This is a genomic window from Enterococcus sp. FDAARGOS_553, from assembly GCF_003812305.1.
Classification (GTDB): domain Bacteria; phylum Bacillota; class Bacilli; order Lactobacillales; family Enterococcaceae; genus Enterococcus_D; species Enterococcus_D gallinarum.
Genome location: NZ_CP033740.1, coordinates 2,116,283 through 2,133,174, shown reverse-complemented (window position 1 = coordinate 2,133,174; position 16,892 = coordinate 2,116,283). Strand labels below are relative to the sequence as shown.

12 protein-coding genes and 1 other annotated feature are annotated in these 16,892 nt (G+C 42.2%); of the genes, 1 reads left to right on the top strand and 11 read right to left on the bottom strand.

The genetic code is table 11. The features are described from left to right. Positions 1 to 52: 52 nt before the first annotated feature. From EGX73_RS10755 to rpsB, 9 genes are all read right to left on the bottom strand, one after another. The gene (locus EGX73_RS10755; RefSeq protein WP_123866939.1) at positions 53 to 4,402 is read right to left on the bottom strand and encodes a PolC-type DNA polymerase III; all 4,350 of its coding nucleotides are present in this window, start codon (positions 4,400 to 4,402) and stop codon (positions 53 to 55) included. Between the two features lie 106 nt (positions 4,403 to 4,508). Continuing rightward, positions 4,509 to 6,212 carry a proline--tRNA ligase gene (locus EGX73_RS10750; protein WP_123866938.1) on the bottom strand — a complete coding sequence of 568 codons (1,704 nt, stop codon included), beginning with the start codon at positions 6,210 to 6,212 and terminating at the stop codon, positions 4,509 to 4,511. A 73-nt stretch (positions 6,213 to 6,285) separates the two neighbouring features. Continuing rightward, positions 6,286 to 7,554: an RIP metalloprotease RseP gene (gene rseP / locus EGX73_RS10745; RefSeq protein WP_003126873.1), complete on the bottom strand. Its 1,269-nt coding sequence runs from the start codon at positions 7,552 to 7,554 to the stop codon at positions 6,286 to 6,288. A 437-nt stretch (positions 7,555 to 7,991) separates the two neighbouring features. Continuing rightward, a complete protein-coding gene (locus tag EGX73_RS10740) occupies positions 7,992 to 8,798 on the bottom strand; it encodes a phosphatidate cytidylyltransferase (RefSeq protein WP_003126872.1) in 807 nt (268 codons plus the stop codon). Further along, positions 8,795 to 9,592, bottom strand: a complete 798-nt coding sequence (locus EGX73_RS10735) for an isoprenyl transferase (protein ID WP_003126871.1) — start codon at positions 9,590 to 9,592, stop codon at positions 8,795 to 8,797. The genes EGX73_RS10740 and EGX73_RS10735 overlap by 4 nt, the downstream gene beginning before the upstream one ends. A 163-nt stretch (positions 9,593 to 9,755) precedes the next feature. Continuing rightward, positions 9,756 to 10,313, bottom strand: a complete 558-nt coding sequence (gene frr / locus EGX73_RS10730) for a ribosome recycling factor (RefSeq protein ID WP_003126870.1) — start codon at positions 10,311 to 10,313, stop codon at positions 9,756 to 9,758. Position 10,314: 1 nt separating this feature from the next. After that, positions 10,315 to 11,037: a UMP kinase gene (pyrH, locus tag EGX73_RS10725; protein ID WP_003126869.1), complete on the bottom strand. Its 723-nt coding sequence runs from the start codon at positions 11,035 to 11,037 to the stop codon at positions 10,315 to 10,317. A gap of 144 nt (positions 11,038 to 11,181) precedes the next feature. Next, positions 11,182 to 12,063, bottom strand: coding sequence for a translation elongation factor Ts (gene tsf / locus EGX73_RS10720; RefSeq protein WP_005472197.1), 882 nt, complete (start codon positions 12,061 to 12,063; stop codon positions 11,182 to 11,184). 113 nt (positions 12,064 to 12,176) lie between these two features. Continuing rightward, positions 12,177 to 12,965 (bottom strand): 30S ribosomal protein S2, encoded by a 789-nt coding sequence (rpsB, locus tag EGX73_RS10715; RefSeq protein ID WP_003126867.1) that lies wholly within the window; start codon positions 12,963 to 12,965, stop codon positions 12,177 to 12,179. Between the two features lie 302 nt (positions 12,966 to 13,267). On the opposite strand from rpsB, the gene EGX73_RS10710 reads away from it, so the two are divergent. After that, positions 13,268 to 13,738, top strand: a complete 471-nt coding sequence (locus EGX73_RS10710; protein WP_005472195.1) for an arginine repressor — start codon at positions 13,268 to 13,270, stop codon at positions 13,736 to 13,738. A 61-nt stretch (positions 13,739 to 13,799) separates the two neighbouring features. On the opposite strand, the gene argS is transcribed toward EGX73_RS10710, so the two are convergent. Beyond that, a complete protein-coding gene (gene argS, locus EGX73_RS10705; protein WP_003126865.1) occupies positions 13,800 to 15,491 on the bottom strand; it encodes an arginine--tRNA ligase in 1,692 nt (563 codons plus the stop codon). A gap of 91 nt (positions 15,492 to 15,582) precedes the next feature. Further along, positions 15,583 to 15,785 (bottom strand) — a binding site (T-box leader). Between the two features lie 80 nt (positions 15,786 to 15,865). Further along, entirely contained in the window at positions 15,866 to 16,876 is a 1,011-nt protein-coding gene (gene argF / locus EGX73_RS10700; RefSeq protein ID WP_021151215.1) for an ornithine carbamoyltransferase, read from the bottom strand. Between the last annotated feature and the right edge of the window lie 16 nt (positions 16,877 to 16,892).

Sequence of the window (16,892 nt, the reverse complement as noted above, 5' to 3'; positions counted from 1 at the left end):
GAGAAAGATAGTGCCTGCGAATCGTTTTTATAGTTGATAATAAATTTCTTCCTTATAGCATATCAAACAACGACAATTGATTTTCATCCGGTAAATCTTTCAAGACACCATTGTCTGTCATATATTCGATTAATGTTTTGGAAACTTTTCCTCGGTTGGCCAGATCTTCTTTGGACAAGAACGGACCATCTTTCCGGGCCTCACAGATTTGTTTGGCTACGTTTAGACCTAAACTTGGTACAGCTCGAAATGGTGCGATCAGCTTGTTGCCATCGATCACAAAATTCTCAGCATCCGATTTATATAAATCGATCATGCCAAATTCATAGCCTCTTTCCAACATTTCATTGGCCAATTCCAAAACAGTCAGCAAGTTTTTTTCTTTTGTCGATGCATCCATGCCTTTGTCATTGATTTCTTGCATCCGCTCTTTTACCGCTTCTTTGCCTTTTGACATGGCGATCAAATCAAAGTCGTCCGCACGAACAGAGAAATAGGCACAGTAATACAGAATTGGGAAATATACTTTGAAGTAAGCGACCCGCAATGCCATCAATACATAGGCTGCCGCATGGGCTTTGGGGAACATATACTTGATCTTAGAACAAGAATCGATATACCATTCAGGGACATTATTTTCCCGCATCGCTTGCAGATAAGTATCTCGCAAATCATCCGGGATCTTGTTCCATTGTCCTTTACGAACCGTCTCCATGATTTTGAAAGCCATACCGTCATCTAATCCTGCATGAATCAGATAGACCATGATGTCATCCCGACAACCAATGACTTCTGCCAAGTTGGCATCACCGCGCCGAATCAGTTCCTCGGCATTTCCTAGCCAAACATCCGTTCCGTGGGAAAGTCCTGAAATCTGCAACAACTCTGCGAAGGTGGACGGATGGGTCTGTTCCAACATCCCCCGTACGAAACGGGTCCCAAATTCAGGAATCCCTAAGGTACCAGTTTTAGAATAAATTTGCTCTTCTGTTACACCTAAAACATCCGTTTCGCCAAAAATACGCATAACTTCTGGATCATCGGTAGGGATCGTTTTTGGATCAATTCCAGATAAGTCCTGTAACATCCGAATCACTGTCGGATCATCATGTCCTAAAATATCCAGTTTCAAAATATTGTCATGGATCGAGTGGAAATCAAAGTGTGTCGTCTTCCATTCAGAATTCATATCATCGGCTGGGTATTGAATCGGTGTGAAATCATAGACATCCATATAATCGGGGATTACAATGATCCCCCCTGGATGCTGTCCGGTGGTGCGCTTCACTCCGGTAGCCCCTTTGGCCAATCGGTCCACTTCTGCTGCACGATAATGAAGATTGTGATCCCGCTCAAACCCTTTTACAAAACCGAATGCGGTTTTGTCTGCTACCGTACCGATCGTTCCTGCACGGTAAACATAATCTTCTCCGAAAAGAACCTTTGTATAATTGTGCGCTTCGGGCTGGTATTCCCCAGAGAAGTTCAAATCGATATCGGGGACTTTATCTCCATGGAAACCTAAGAAGGTTTCAAACGGAATGTCATGACCGTCCTTGTTTAGTCGGGTGCCGCATTTCGGACATTTTTTTTCTGGCATATCATAGCCAGAACCATAAGACCCGTCCTCATAAAACTCCGAGTACTGACAGTCTGGGCAATAATAATGAGGAGCTAATGGATTCACTTCAGTGATCCCCGTCATCGTTGCGACAAAACTGGAACCGACAGATCCCCGCGAGCCCACCAAGTAGCCATCTTCATTGCTCTTGTGTACCAGTTTTTGGGAGATCAGGTAAATCACGGAGAAGCCATTTCCGATAATGGAATCTAATTCTTTTTTCAATCGCTTTTCAACGATCTCAGGCAAAGGATCCCCATATAATTCTTTGGCACGATTGTAACTTAGATCTGTGATTTCTTGCTCGGAACCTGGGATTTTTGGCGTATACAAATCATCCTTGACTGGAATGACCTTTTCACACATATCCGCAATTTTGTTGGGGTTTGTCACGACGATTTCTTTGGCTGTATCTGGGCCTAAAAATTGAAAAGCGGTCAGCATCTCATCTGTCGTCCGAAAGTGAACAGCTGGGAGACTATGGCGATTCAGAGGATTGGCTCCCCCCATTGAATTGATCAAAATCTTACGATAGATCGCATCTTCTTCATTCAAATAATGAACATTCCCTGTAGCTACCACCACTTTGCCTAATTCGTTCCCGATCTCGATCAGGTTGCGAATAATGTCTTCTAGGTCTGATTCATTCTTAACAAGTTCGGTCTCAATCAAATGAGCGTAAACTTCTTTGGGCATGACTTCAATATAATCGTAGAACTCTGCTAATTTACGGGCAGCATCCACCCCTTTTTGCATCATGGCGACAAAGACTTCTCCCTTGTCACAGGCGGTTCCTACAAGTAATCCTTCCCGCAGCTTCACCAATTCCGAGCGAGGAATTCTTGGGACTTTGTCATGGAAATATTTCACGTTCGACATCGAGATCAATTTAAATAAATTTTTTAATCCGGCTTGCGTCTTCGCCAAGATCGTCGCATGGAATGGTCGCGCCGCTTTGAAGGAGTTCTCTCCTCCCACATGGCGGTTCAAGTCTTCATGCAGCAGCATGCCATGCTTTTCCATCGCTTCTTTGACAAAGATCCAAGCTAAATGGCCCGTGGCTTCCGCATCATAGATCGCTCGGTGATGCTGTTCTAAGCTGACGCCGAATTTTTTAGATAAGACGCCTAGACCAAAACGTTTGAACTCAGGATATAAGTAACGTGCCAGTTCTAATGTATCAATAACTGGATTTTCGGCTTCTGGAATCCCATATTTTCGATAACTCGTATTTAAAAAGCCCATATCGAAAGAAGCATTGTGGGCAACCAAGATTGCTCCTTCAGAAAACTCTCTAAAGAGTCGCAATACTTCTTCTTCTGATTTAGAACCGCGAACCATTTCATCCGTGATCCCTGTAAGCTCTACGGTGGTGCGAGACAATGGGTGTCCTGGATCAATGAATTCATCAAATGAGCCTTCCACATTGCCTTTATGCATGCGGACAGCCGCTAATTCGATAATTGTATCATAAACGGCAGATAGCCCCGTCGTTTCCACGTCAAACACAATATACGTGGCATCCGTCAAAGGAACTGGTTTAGGGTTATAAGCCACTGCAACGCCATCATCAACGATATTGGCTTCAACCCCATATAAAATCTTAACACCAGCTTTTTCACCCGCATGATGGGCATCTGGGAAAGCTTGCGCGCCACCATGGTCCGTAATAGCGATCGCCTTATGTCCCCATTTTCCAGCTTGTGCAACTAAATCACTGATATTATTCGTGGCATCCATCGTACTCATATTTGAATGAAGATGGAGTTCCACCCGTTTTTCTCCTTCAGGTGCATAGTCTTTCCGAATCTCGTGTTTTACCTCAATCAAGTCTTGAGCATTCATAACAAGATCTCGCATAAAGGTATCTTCCTGCACGCTTCCGCGAACTTTTACCCAGCTGCCTTTGGCGATTGCCTCAAAGATTTGTTCATCTTTTTCATTATTGGAGAACTTTTTGACACTGAAAGATGACGTATAATCCGTGATTTTCAGAATCAAGATCTTCCGCTTTGAACGTAATTCCCGAACTTCTTTATCAAAGACATATCCTTGGATCGTCACACGGCGTTCTTCCTCAATGATATTAATCATTGGGGTAACGGGTTCATCGGCTGGAATATTCCTTCCCAATGCAATCGGACCGTCAAATTCAACAGCTTTCACTTCTTTTTTCCGCTGTTCATGGGCGATCAAGTTCTCAGCAGCCTGTAATTGGAAAGCAGCAGTCTGTTCTTCTTTACGAGCTTCCAATTCTTTTAAAGCTTCTTCTGCTTGTTCGGCATCCATTTCAGGAATGATACGAAATTTTTGAAAACCAAATGTTTGATAGTTTTCTTCAATGATTGGTAAATATTGTTGCTGCAAAATCGCGATTACCGCTTCATTGGTAACAGGCAGGATCACTTTTTTCTCATTCACTACCGGTAGCTGATTCTTAATGACTTGCTGTACTAGTGGACGATCACAGTTTTGATTTGCGAGTGCTAATGGCCAGTACTCTTGGATCAGTTGTTGATCGAAGGCATTATCCTTGGCTTCAATGATCATTCGCACCGCAGCGATTTCCTTAAAGGCCAGTTCCAAATGTTGTTTGAACGATTGATACACCATAACGGGTAGCAATGTATCAAACTGCAAGTAAAATGTCCAAGCTTTTGACTGGCGATGGACCACGACTTGTTTGATTTGAGCGGTCTGTATCAAAGGATGTTGGCGTAAATCAGGACCAGCATTGATTTGCTCTAATAAAATCTCAAAGGTCTCTCTTTCTTTTGACAATTGACCATCCTCCTTTTTCTCAGTATTAATTAGTATACCTCTTTTTCTTTTGTCTTTCATTAAAAAATCGAGAAAGGGCTCCCCCTTCCTCGATTTTTGTCACGGATCATTCAGATGCAGTCAACAAGATCGTTAATGTCGTAGCCACTTCCTCTTTACGAACTTCAACGGTTGCATTTGTGTGTTTGATTTTTATTTCGACAATCCCTTCTGTCGCTTTGTTGCCAATGGTCAATCGAATCGGACAGCCTATCAAATCCGCATCCGCAAATTTGACACCAGCACGTTCGTTGCGATCATCTACTAAAACTTCATAACCGACAGCAAGCATCGCTTGCTCTACTTCCTCGCACAAAGCAGTTTGATACGAGTCTTCCATTGTGGTTTGAATAATATGGATATCATAGGGTGCAATCTCTTTCGGCCAATCGATTCCCTCTTCATTGCCGTGCTGTTCAACGATTGTTGATAGAAGACGAGATACACCGATGCCATAACACCCCATCATGACTGGCGTCTCCTGACCGTTCTCATCGACAACTGTCGCACCAAGTCTTTCACTGTATTTGGTTCCTAGCTTGAAAATGTGGCCAACTTCGATTCCTCGTGTGAAAGTTAGGACCCCTTTGCCATCTGGAGAAGGATCACCTTCTTGCACCAATCGAAAATCAGCAAATGCCAATGGGGAAAAATCTTGTCCTACATTTGCGTTTTGATAGTAATGGCCCGGTTGATTTCCAAAGACGATCACATTTGCTAAATCTTGTACATGCTGATCAGCATATAAGCGGACATTTTCCGGCAGCTCAATGGGACTGATTGCTTCAGTTTGCAGATGACAACGTAATTCTTCTGGTGTAGCTATTTTCAATTGATCGGCTTCTAGAAAATTTTTGACTTTTGCTTCGTTCAATTGATGATCGCCACGTAGAAGAATCATGACCGGTTCTCCATCAGCAAACAAAAGAAAGGACTGAACGATCTTAGTCAAGTCACTCTCACAAGCTGCAGCTACTTCTTCCAGAGAATAAGATGGATCAACCTGCAACTCTGCGCGCTCAAGAAAGGTTTCGTGAGATTTCTTTGATACATACAAACTTGTGGCCATTTTCCAATTCGCCACGTAGTCGCTTTCCGTTGAGTAGCAAATTAGTTCTTCACCAATCTGCGACAGTGCCATAAATTCTTTGGAATCATGCCCTCCCATCAGACCGTTATCACCAATCACTGCGCGATACTCCAGACCACAACGCTGCAAAATCGCGTGATAGGCTGCTTCATACCGACGATAAGTCGTATCTAAACTTGACTCATCGGCATGAAATGAGTAGCCGTCTTGCATGATGAATTCGCGACTGCGAATCAAACCGAAGCGCGGACGTTGTTCGTCTCGGTATTTTGACTGAATCTGATACAAACTGATCGGCAGACGTTTGTAGGAAGAGATCTCACTTTTGATCAATTCCGTAAAAGGCTCTTCATGGGTTGGCCCCAAGACATACTCCCGCTCGTTTCGATCCGTTAACTGATACAGTGAGCGCCCATAAAGCCCGTCTCGCCCAGTACTTTGCCATAGTTCCAAGGGCAATAAAACTGGCATCGTCATTTCTACTGCATCAATTTTGGCTAATTCTTCCCGCATCAATTTTTTAATTTTCTCCAACACCCGCTGGGCTAAAGGCAAATACATGTAGATGCCTGCTGCCACTTGCCGAATATAACCGGCTCTAACTAAAAGTTGATGACTCAATGTTTCCGCATCACTTGGTATTTCCCGCAATGTCGGAATAAACAGTTTCGACTGCTTCATTTTTTTCTCCTTTGCTGCAAACACTTTGCTATACCATACACCCTGCTTGGCCCATATCAGCTGCTTCCTCTAATCAAAAGAAAAAGCGCTGAATATCATTCCAAGTCACTAACACCATCAGCAACATCAAAAAACCAAACCCAATTAACGTGATGATTCCTTCTTTTTCTTGACTGATCGGTTTACCTCGGACACCTTCAAGAATGTTCAAAACGAGTTTGCCGCCATCCAATCCTGGAATAGGCAACAAATTGAAGATTCCTAAGTTGATGGAGATCGCCGCCATCATCATGACGACAGAAGCTACCCCTTGTGAGGCTGCTTGTGAGGACAATTGGAAAATGGCCACCGGACCGCCTAATTTGTCCAGATCTGGTTGTACAATCAAATTACCGACAGCTCGGAAAATCAGTAAAGCATTGTTGAAGGTCAATTTCAAGCCACCTAATAGCTTGTCACCAAGACTTGTTTTCAAGCCAGGACTGATTCCCATAAATCCTACTTTTTCTCCTTCAGCATATTTCCCTTCTGGCGTTGCTTCAATCGTTAATGTATCACTTCCCCGCTTCACTTCAAGGGGGATCTTCGTGTCAGGATAATTTTGGATCTCACTGCTCAATTCCTGCCAGTTGGATACTGTCTTGCCATTGACTGCTAAGATCTCATCGCCATCTTTCAAGCCTGCCTCAGCGGCTGGTGAACCATTTTGGATACCAGAGATGCTGGTCGTATTCACATCTTGTACACCACCCTGTGCAAACACTAACCCTGTGAATAAAACAAAAGCTAAGATGAAGTTATTCATCGGTCCAGCAAAATTGGTCAACATTCGCTGCCAAAGTTTCGCTGACTGAAATTGAACATCTTTCGGTGCAATCCTTACTTCCACACCGTCTTCATGAATAATGGTTGCATCATGATCGACCGCATAAGCGACTTTTTCTTGTTCATTTCCATTGATGTACCCTGCAATCGTCAACTTTTCTTCGAGATCAAAGTCTACCACTTCCATCGGAATCGCATGAGGCAACTGCACCTTTTTGCTAGTATTGATCTTGATGACTTTTCCATCCTTGTCTTGCACAAGTGAGATCGGCATACCTGGTGTCAGCTCTGTCTCATCTTCGCCCCAGCCTGCCATTTGAACATAGCCACCTAATGGTAACATTCGAATCGTGTAAGTCGTTCCATCTTTTCCTTGATGGGCAAAAAGCTTTGGACCCATTCCAATGGCAAATTCCCGAACTAAAATCCCTGCACGTTTGGCAAAGAAGTAGTGTCCAAATTCGTGGATTACGACCACAACAGAAAATATGATAATAAACACAAGAATCGTTTTCATTCTGTTTCCTCGCTTTCACTGTTCCCTCTTGCTAAAGGGGAAACCTTTCTTTATTTTATCACACCCACACCTAATGAGGAACTTCCGGCGTTATTGTAACAAGAATTTAAAGAACCAAGCTCTAACACGCATAAAAAGACTGTGGCTCTTTCTCTCAACACATTCCTTAACAGGAAGAGTGTTCTTTTTTCCTTATCCTCGCATTCTTCACAGGGGTCCGTCAAAAAAGCTTCGACCGCCAAGTAGTCGAGAACTAAAAAACCTCTAAATGTCTGGTCCCGTGAAAACAGGCTTCATTTAGAGGTTGAAATAAGGTTAAAATGAGGTTAAAAATTGTCTTCTTTCTGCGGAGCTGATCAAACAAATTAATGATCTAGCACTTATCTAGTCAAGCAAGTGATTATTGCTCGTTTATCTAGACTAACTAAATGATTGCTTTAGAAAACACCTAATAAGTACATGATTGGAAAAACAAACAGCATACTATCAAAACGATCAAGAATCCCGCCGTGGCCAGGCAAAATATTGCCTGAATCTTTTACTCCGTAGTGTCGCTTGATAGCTGATTCGACAAGGTCACCAAACTGACCAGCAATCGAAAAAATAATCGTCAATACGATCATGATCAGACTTCCATGGCCAAAGTAATCGTTGCCTGGGAATGCCAACAAATAAAGAGCTGCCACAACGACTGCCGAAACAATTCCGCCCAATGCCCCTTCAACGGTCTTGTTCGGTGAGATCTCCGGCCATAGCTTATGTGCGCCGAATCGGCGGCCAACCATATAAGCACCAATATCTGTCGCCCAAACAATAAACAAGCCAAAAATCAGCACAACTAATCCGTTTGGTACTAATCTAGCCGTCAAGAAACGTTCAAAGCCGACACCCACATACAGACTGACTAAAACGGGGAAACCTGCTTCATCAATGGTGTACATATTTTTGGAAACGACAGCGATCCCTAGCAACAACAAGACAATCAGATAAAACAAAGCACTTTTATCTGTATTTGCTGGTAAGAAAGCAAACCAAGGATCTTTAGGTAAGACTAAGATCACAGCCCCAAGAATCGATAACACCCCTTCAAAACTGAGAACCGCTAGTCCTTTCATCCGAAATAATTCAAACACACCAATTCCGGCAAGTAAAGCTGCCGTCAACTCGATGGCTATTCCACCGACATAAATAACTGGTAAAAAAAATGCTAATGCCACCACTGCGGTGATCACACGTTGTTTCACTTTTTGTCCTCCTTCTTGTTCAACCCGCCAAAGCGCCGATTTCGCTGTTGAAAACTGCCGATGGCAGCTTCTAACAATTGGGCATCAAAGTCAGGCCATAATGCTTTAGTGAAAAAGAGCTCGCTATAAGCAATTTGCCAAAGAAGAAAATTACTGATCCGTTCTTCACCACTCGTTCGAATCACCAATTCAGGATCGCGAAGTGCAGCAGGCAAGAAACCAGTCATGAGATGCTGGTCCATCATTTCTTCGGTGATTTCCACCGTCTCCTGTGTGTGGTCTAGTTCTTCATACAGCTTTTGGATCGCCTGCAGCATTTCAGCACGACTGCCATAGTTCAAAGCGAAATTCAGGACCATTCCTGTATTCTCCTTGGTCTGTTCGATGGCACGATTGACAGCATCTTGAGTGTGAGCAGGCAAATATTCAGTAAAGCCCATCACATGGACCTTCACATTTTCTTTGATCAGCTCTGGTACAAACGTGTCAAAAAAATCAACTGGCAATTGCATCAAGTAATCGACTTCTTCATTTGGTCGTTTCCAATTTTCCGTTGAGAATGCGTACAATGTCAAGACTTTGACTCCAAGCCGCGAGGCATGGGTCGTGATCGTCTTCACTGTCTCCATCCCTTCTTTGTGCCCTGCCACCCGCGGTAAACGCCGATTCTGAGCCCAGCGGCCATTTCCGTCCATAATGATCGCGATATGCTGAGGCACAGGTAATGCCGGATCAAGTTCGTATTCAGTTTCTTCCTTAACATATTTGTCTTTTTGTGGAAAAAAACGCAACATATGATTCGCTCCTCTTCCATTTCGTAAAATTCATCTTTTTCATTATAACAATAATCATATTTCTTGCCTATGAAAAGTAAAAAAAGAAATCTATATTAAAGAAAAACAAAAACATTTTCTCTTTGTTAGGAATAAAAAAAGGGCGCTTGTGCGCCCCTGCTTCTTATACTTCTAATAATTCTTGTTCTTTTTCAGCTGCGATCTGATCGATTTCTTTAATACTGTTGTCTGTCAATGTTTGAACTTCTTTTTCTGATTCTCTTAAATCATCGACCGTGATATCGCCAGATTTTTCTTGCTTCTTGTAAGCATCCATCGCATCACGACGGATATTACGGACAGCAATTTTCGCATTCTCCGCTTCTTTTTTCACATCTTTTGCCAATTCTTTCCGGCGCTCTTCCGTCAATTGCGGAATGACTAAACGGATTACTGTACCATCATTAGCAGGTGTGATACCGATGTCGCTTTGCATGATCGCTTTTTCGACTTCTTGGATCATTGTTTTGTCGAAAGGCGTAATCATCAAAATACGCGCTTCAGGAATCGTGATTGATGCCATTTGATTTAGTGGTGTTGGAACACCATAGTAGGTTACCATCACACGGTCTAAAATACTTGCGTTCGCACGGCCAGCACGAATTTGTCCTAACTCGCGCTGCAAGTTTTCTGCTGCTTTTTTCATTTTATCTTTTGCTTCTGTTAAAATTTTGTCAGCCATTCTATTTCCCCCTTACTGTCGTTCCAATATGTTCTCCTAAGATTGCACGGCGAATATTTCCTTGTTCATTTAAATTAAAGACAACTAACGGAATATCATTATCCATGCTTAATGAGCTTGCAGTGGAATCCATGACTTGCAATCCTTTCGAAATCACTTCTAGATGCGTAAGCTCTTCAAACTTCACTGCACTTTGATCGATTTTTGGATCTGCTGAGTAGACACCATCGACGTTATTTTTTGCCATCAAGATCACATCTGCATTGATTTCAGCTGCTCTTAAGGCAGCCGTAGTATCTGTTGAGAAATAAGGATTCCCTGTGCCGCCAGCAAAGATCACTACACGCCCTTTTTCTAGATGACGTTCTGCCCGACGGCGAATATAAGGTTCTGCGATTTGGCGCATTTCGATCGATGTTTGGACGCGAGTCGGTACGCCAGCGTTCTCAAGAGTGTCTTGCAACGCCAATGCATTCATGACCGTTGCCAACATTCCCATATAGTCTGCTTGCGCTCGTTCCATGCCCATTTGTGCACCAATCTGACCACGCCAAATGTTACCACCGCCTACTACGATCGCCATTTCAACACCAAGTTCATGGACTTCTTTGATCTCTTTGACGATTTCTTGGATCGTTGGCGGTTTGATACCAAATCCTTCATCCCCTGCCAATGCTTCGCCGCTCAATTTTAACACAACACGTTGATATTTTGGTTTACCCATGATGATTCCTCCGTACATTCTCCAATACTATTGTAGCATATTGGCGCCATTCTGTTTGAATTTGTGCAATTTTTTTGAAAATCGGTTTTTGCTTAAAAAAAGGGAGCGCACTTCCATGCGTTCCCATCTGTTCGAGGAACAGAATTATTTTTTGACTTGGCTCATAACTTCTTCTACAAAGTTATCTTCGCGTTTTTCGATACCTTCGCCGACTTCAAAACGAACAAATGATTTCACTGTTGCGCCTTTTGAAGCAACAAATTTTTCAACAGTCATGTCAGGATCTTTAACGAATGGTTGGTCAACCAAAGCGATTTCTGCTTTGAATTTTTTCAAACGGCCTTCAACCATTTTTTCAACGATGTTGGCTGGTTTGCCTTCGTTCAATGCTTGTTCAGTCAAAACTTGTTTTTCGTGATCCAATTCTTCTTGTGAGATTTGAGATTCATTCACATAGCGAGGATTGATTGCAGCAACGTGCATAGCGACATCTTTTGCAACTGATTCGTCTGTTGTTCCTTCAAGAACAGTCAAGACAGCGATACGTCCGCCCATGTGCAAGTAGCCACCGAAAGCAGAGTTGTCATCTTTTTCAACAACTTCAAAACGACGGAAGCTGATTTTTTCACCGATAACTTGAGTTGCTTCGATCAATGCTGCTTCCATTTTACCTTTTGATGTTTCCAACTGCAAAGCAGCTTCCATGTCAGCAGGTTTGTTTGCAGCGATTACTTCTGCGATTTCTTTAACTAAATCTTGGAACATTTCGTTTTTAGAAACGAAGTCTGTTTCAGAGTTTACTTCAACGATTGCAGCAGCATTCCCGTTGATAGCAACAGATGCCAATCCTTCAGCAGCAATCCGATCATTTTTCTTTGCAGCTTTAGCCATTCCTTTTTCACGTAATAGATCAACGGCTTTTTCGATATCTCCTTCGACTTCAACTAAGGCACGTTTTGCATCCATCATACCTACACCAGTCATGTCGCGCAATTCTTTTACTAATTTAGCTGTTACTTCTGCCATTTTTTGTTTTCCTCCTAAATGTCATTTAACAAGCCTGAACTTGCCTTTTAAAAAAGCTGTTTCAAAGGAGAGTGAGGCTTGGCGCCTAGCCTTTGAAACAGCTCCATCATTTCTTATTCAGCTGATACATTGTCGCCTTCGACAACATCAACGATTTCTTCGATTGAAGTAGCATTTTCTGTTGATTCAGCAGAAAAATCTTCTTCAACTACTTGGTCTTCGCCTTGGTTGCCTTCGATAAATGCATCTGCCATTTTAGCAGTGATCAATTTAACGGCACGAATCGCATCGTCGTTTGATGGGATAACTACGTCGATCTCATCTGGATCACAGTTTGTATCAACCATCGCTACGATTGGGATATTTAATTTACGTGCTTCTTGGATCGCAATGCGTTCTTTGCGTGGGTCAACAACGTACATTACATCTGGAATTCTTGGCATATCAGCGATACCGCCTAAGAATTTTTCAAGACGTTCGCGTTCTTTGTTCAAACCAACGACTTCTTTTTTAGGAAGGACATCAAATGTGCCATCTTCTTCCATTTTGTTGATTTGTTTCAAGCGAGCAACACGTTTTTGGATAGTTTCCCAGTTCGTCAATGTTCCACCTAACCAACGATGGTTTACGTAGTATTGACCTGAACGGATTGCTTCTTCTTTGATTGCTTCTTGGGCTTGTTTTTTTGTTCCTACGAACAAAGCAACTCCGCCTTCTTCAGCAACGTTTTTCATGTAGTCGTATGCTGCATCTACTAACTTAACAGTTTTTTGTAAGTCGATGATGTAGATACCGTTTCTTTCTGTGAAGATATATTTCTTCATTTTTGGGTTCCAGCGACGTGTTTGGTGTCCAAAGTGTACGCCGGCTTCTAGCAATTGTTTCATTGAGATTACTGCCATGATGTGTTTCCTCCAATTTGGTTTTTGATTTCCTCTCTTGCTCTTTAGCTCTTCGAAGAACTGATTATCAGCACCGCTTCGCAGATGGAACAAGATGTGGATTTGCGGAGTCAAAAAACTCACGCCTTAAACAGTATACAGTAGCTACTAAAGAATTGCAACTGCTTTTCCTCATAAACCTAGCTGTTTACTTTTACATTTTTTTCTTACAAACAACGGGTGTTCAGTCTGACTAAAGCCTAGGTTTTTAATCCTTTTTCTGCTATGATAATGCTGAAGAATTCAATTAAAGGAGTCTATTTATGCGTAAATCCGACCGGCATTTATTGATCAAACAGATTATTGCAGAACATAGTGTGGGAACTCAAGAAGAACTGTTGCAGTTGCTCGAAGCACAAGGAGTAACCGCTACGCAGGCAACGATCTCCCGCGATATCCGTGATCTAAAAATTGTCAAACAGCCTGATGAGACTGGACAAACAAAATTTGTTCTCTTTCAAGGAATGAATACTCAAGAAAATGAAAAAGCGGAAGAACAACGGCTGATTCACATGCTGGAAGATGTCGTCACCAAAGTGGATCGTGTTCAATTTATGACGCTAATCAATACGCTCCCTGACAATGCACCTTTATTGGCAGCGGCTTTAGATGAAGTTTCGATGCCTGAGAAAGTTTGTTCTCTCGCCGGCTTTGATACAGTAGCCGTTATTTCCCGTACAAATGAAGATGCCATCAAGCTGACTGAATATATCAAGTCCCATGCTATTCTCTAAAGAATCGAAAAAAAGATACCAGTGGCAAGCATATAGGCTGCCGTTGGTATCTTTTTTTTATTTACATTTTATCAGGTGCATGTAATCCTAACAGACGCAAATCTTCTTTTAACAAGACTGTTACAGCGTAAACCAATGCCAATCGAGCATCTTTCTGCGCATCTTCTGCTAAAATCTTGACATTTGCATAGTATTTATTGAAGGCTTGCGCTAATTTGATCGCATGTTTAGCAATCACTGATGGCTCATATTTATCTGCAGCCTGTAAGATAGTTTCTGGGTAGCGTTGGATCAACTTGATCACTTCCCAGCTCTCTGCATCATTCAAAGCAAGAGCTTGCGCATTGGCAGGATCAAATTGTGCTTTTTCTAAAATGCTCATCGCCCGTGCATGAGAATATTGGACATAAGGTCCGGTTTCTCCTTCAAAACGAACGACTTCTTCCAATGTGAAATCGAAGTTGTTCAGGCGATCATTTTTTAAATCATGAAAGACGACCGCACCGACACCCACTTGTTTTGCCACTTCATCTTTGTTCGCTAAGCCTGGATTTTTTTCTGTGATTTGTTCTTTCGCAGATTCGATGGCTTCATTCAATACTTCTTCTAATAAAACGATTTTTCCTTTACGAGTAGACAGCTTCTTACCATCTTTGGTGATCAAACCAAATGGGATGTGGTGCATATCATCTGACCAATCGAAGCCCATTTCTTTAAGAACTGCTTTCAATTGCTTAAAATGATAGCTTTGTTCGTTACCGACAACATACAGAGACTTAGCAAAGTTATAAGTCCGTTTGCGGTACAATGCTGCCGCCATATCCCGAGTGATATATAATGTTGCGCCGTCAGATTTGCGGATCAACGCTGGATTGAGATCATAGGCAGTCAAATCAACGATTTCTGCGCCTTGATCTTCTTGTAATAAATGTTTTTCTTCCAAAAGTTCAACGACTTCCGTCATTTTATCATTGTAGAAGGCTTCCCCATTCAATGAATCAAAACTTACTTCCAGCATGTCATAGATTTTGTTGAACTCTTGCAATGACTCATCGCGGAACCATTGCCATAATTCGGTTGCTTCTTGATCACCGTCTTCTAGCTTCTTGAACCATGCCCGAGCTTCATCTTCCAACGCTTTATCATTTTCTGCTTGTTCATGGAATTCAACATATAAACGCAAGAGTTCATTGATTGGTTCTTTTTTAACTGCTTCTTCAGAACCCCATTTTTTATAGGCGACGATCAATTTCCCAAATTGAGTTCCCCAGTCTCCTAAATGATTGATCCGAATTGGCTGATAACCGATTTTTTCAAGAATAAAGCCAATCGAATTACCGATCACCGTCGAACGCAAATGGCCCATGGAGATTGGTTTCGCAATGTTTGGTGAAGACATATCAATCGGAACCGCCTGCTGATTGCCAATTGATTGATCTCCATAATGATTTTTTTCCTTCAAGACGGTTTGTAAGACGTGTTCGCTGATCACTTCTTTATTCATAAAAAAGTTCAAGTATGGACCCACGACTTCGATTTTTTCAAAAGAAGCTGGATCAATTTTTTCCGCCAGTTCGCTAGCGATCTGTTGCGGTGCTTTGCGATAGACTTTGGCTAACGCAAAGGCAGGAAAAGCAACGTCTCCGTGTTCAGCAGTTTTAGGATTTTCTAACAATTGACTGACTTGTTCTAAAGTCAAATCTTCTTTGACTGCGGCATAAATAGCTTGTGCAACGATTTGTTTATTATTCATTTTCTTTCCCTCCATTTGTTTCGATACGAAAGCAATGCCCAGCGAATGTACATGCGGAACAACTAAAAAAAGCCTCTAGTGCATCACATGCACTAGAGACGAGATTTCCCGCGGTACCACTCTATTTGTCCTTTAAGGAATGATTCTTAAAAGACCTACTTATTTCTGATAACGGCAGAATTCCGTTTGCTAGGCAAAATCTCACAAGTGCGCTTCACTTTCTTGATTGTTCGGCTCACACCTTCCCGAACTCGCTGAAAAACAAAAGCTACTCTTCTTGCTCATCGATTATCTACTATTTTGTTCCCAGAAAGTATAACAAAAAATAATCGGTTTGGCTAGCCGGTTTTTCGCCTTTGCATGGATTTCGCTAGTTAAACCTTTGGAATAAATAGATCTCCTAGGGTGACAGCCATAATGGCTTTGATAGAGTGAAGGCGATTTTCTGCTTGATCGAACTGGCGCGCTTGCTTGCTGTGAAAAACGTCATTCGTCACTTCCATCTCCTTCAAGCCAAAATCAGCAGCGATTTTGGCCCCATATTTGGTTTGTGTATCATGAAAAGCTGGTAAACAATGGAGGAAAATGGCTTGTTCATTATTGGTTTTTTTCATTAATTCGGCATTTACTTGGTAAGGCATCAGCAAGTCGATTCGTTCTTTAAATTTTGCTTCTTCTCCCATTGAAACCCATACATCGGTATAAACAACGTCTGCTCCTGCTACAGCTGCCACATCATCTGTAATCAAAATTTCGGCTTGTGATGCTTGGACAAATTGCTCTGCCAGCTCGATGACTTGCTGTTCCGGCTGTAATTCTTTTGGTGCGATGATTCGAATAGCAACACCGAGAATCCTGCTAGTCACAAGTAAGGATTGCGCAACGTTATTTCTTCCATCGCCGCAGTAAGCGATCGTCAGACCTTCAAGACTGCCAAAATTTTCTTGAATCGTCATAAAGTCTGCGATCATCTGTGTCGGGTGCCACATGTCAGACAATCCATTCCAGACAGGTACACCAGAATATTTCGCCAAGTCTTCAACGATTCTTTGGCTAAATCCTCGATATTCGATCCCATCAAACATCCGACCAAATACTTTTGCAGAGTCCTCAACAGATTCTTTTGATCCCATCTGGATATCGTTTGCTCCTAAAAATTCCGGATGCGCTCCTAGATCAACGGCAGCAACGGTAAAGGCAGCTCGTGTCCGAGTAGAATTTTTTTCAAACAAAAGAGCGACATTTTTTCCTTCCAAATAACGATGCGGGATATTCTTTTGCTTTAATTCTTTTACATGTAATGAAAAATCGATCAGATACTGCAATTCATCTCTGGTAAAATCTTTTTCTGCTAAAAAACTGCGACCTTTAAAAACGGATTTCATTTCTTTTGCACCCTTT

Excerpts from the sequence above, each read along its gene's own strand:
- EGX73_RS10750 (WP_123866938.1), bottom strand. The coding sequence starts at position 6,212 with ATGAAGCAGTCGAAACTGTTTATTCCGACATTGCGGGAAATACCAAGT.
- rseP (WP_003126873.1), bottom strand. The coding sequence starts at position 7,554 with ATGAAAACGATTCTTGTGTTTATTATCATATTTTCTGTTGTGGTCGTA.
- EGX73_RS10735 (WP_003126871.1), bottom strand. The coding sequence starts at position 9,592 with ATGTTGCGTTTTTTTCCACAAAAAGACAAATATGTTAAGGAAGAAACT.
- frr (WP_003126870.1), bottom strand. The coding sequence starts at position 10,313 with ATGGCTGACAAAATTTTAACAGAAGCAAAAGATAAAATGAAAAAAGCA.
- pyrH (WP_003126869.1), bottom strand. The coding sequence starts at position 11,037 with ATGGGTAAACCAAAATATCAACGTGTTGTGTTAAAATTGAGCGGCGAA.
- tsf (WP_005472197.1), bottom strand. The coding sequence starts at position 12,063 with ATGGCAGAAGTAACAGCTAAATTAGTAAAAGAATTGCGCGACATGACT.
- rpsB (WP_003126867.1), bottom strand. The coding sequence starts at position 12,965 with ATGGCAGTAATCTCAATGAAACAATTGCTAGAAGCCGGCGTACACTTT.
- EGX73_RS10710 (WP_005472195.1), top strand. The coding sequence starts at position 13,268 with ATGCGTAAATCCGACCGGCATTTATTGATCAAACAGATTATTGCAGAA.
- argS (WP_003126865.1), bottom strand. The coding sequence starts at position 15,491 with ATGAATAATAAACAAATCGTTGCACAAGCTATTTATGCCGCAGTCAAA.
- argF (WP_021151215.1), bottom strand. The coding sequence starts at position 16,876 with ATGAAATCCGTTTTTAAAGGTCGCAGTTTTTTAGCAGAAAAAGATTTT.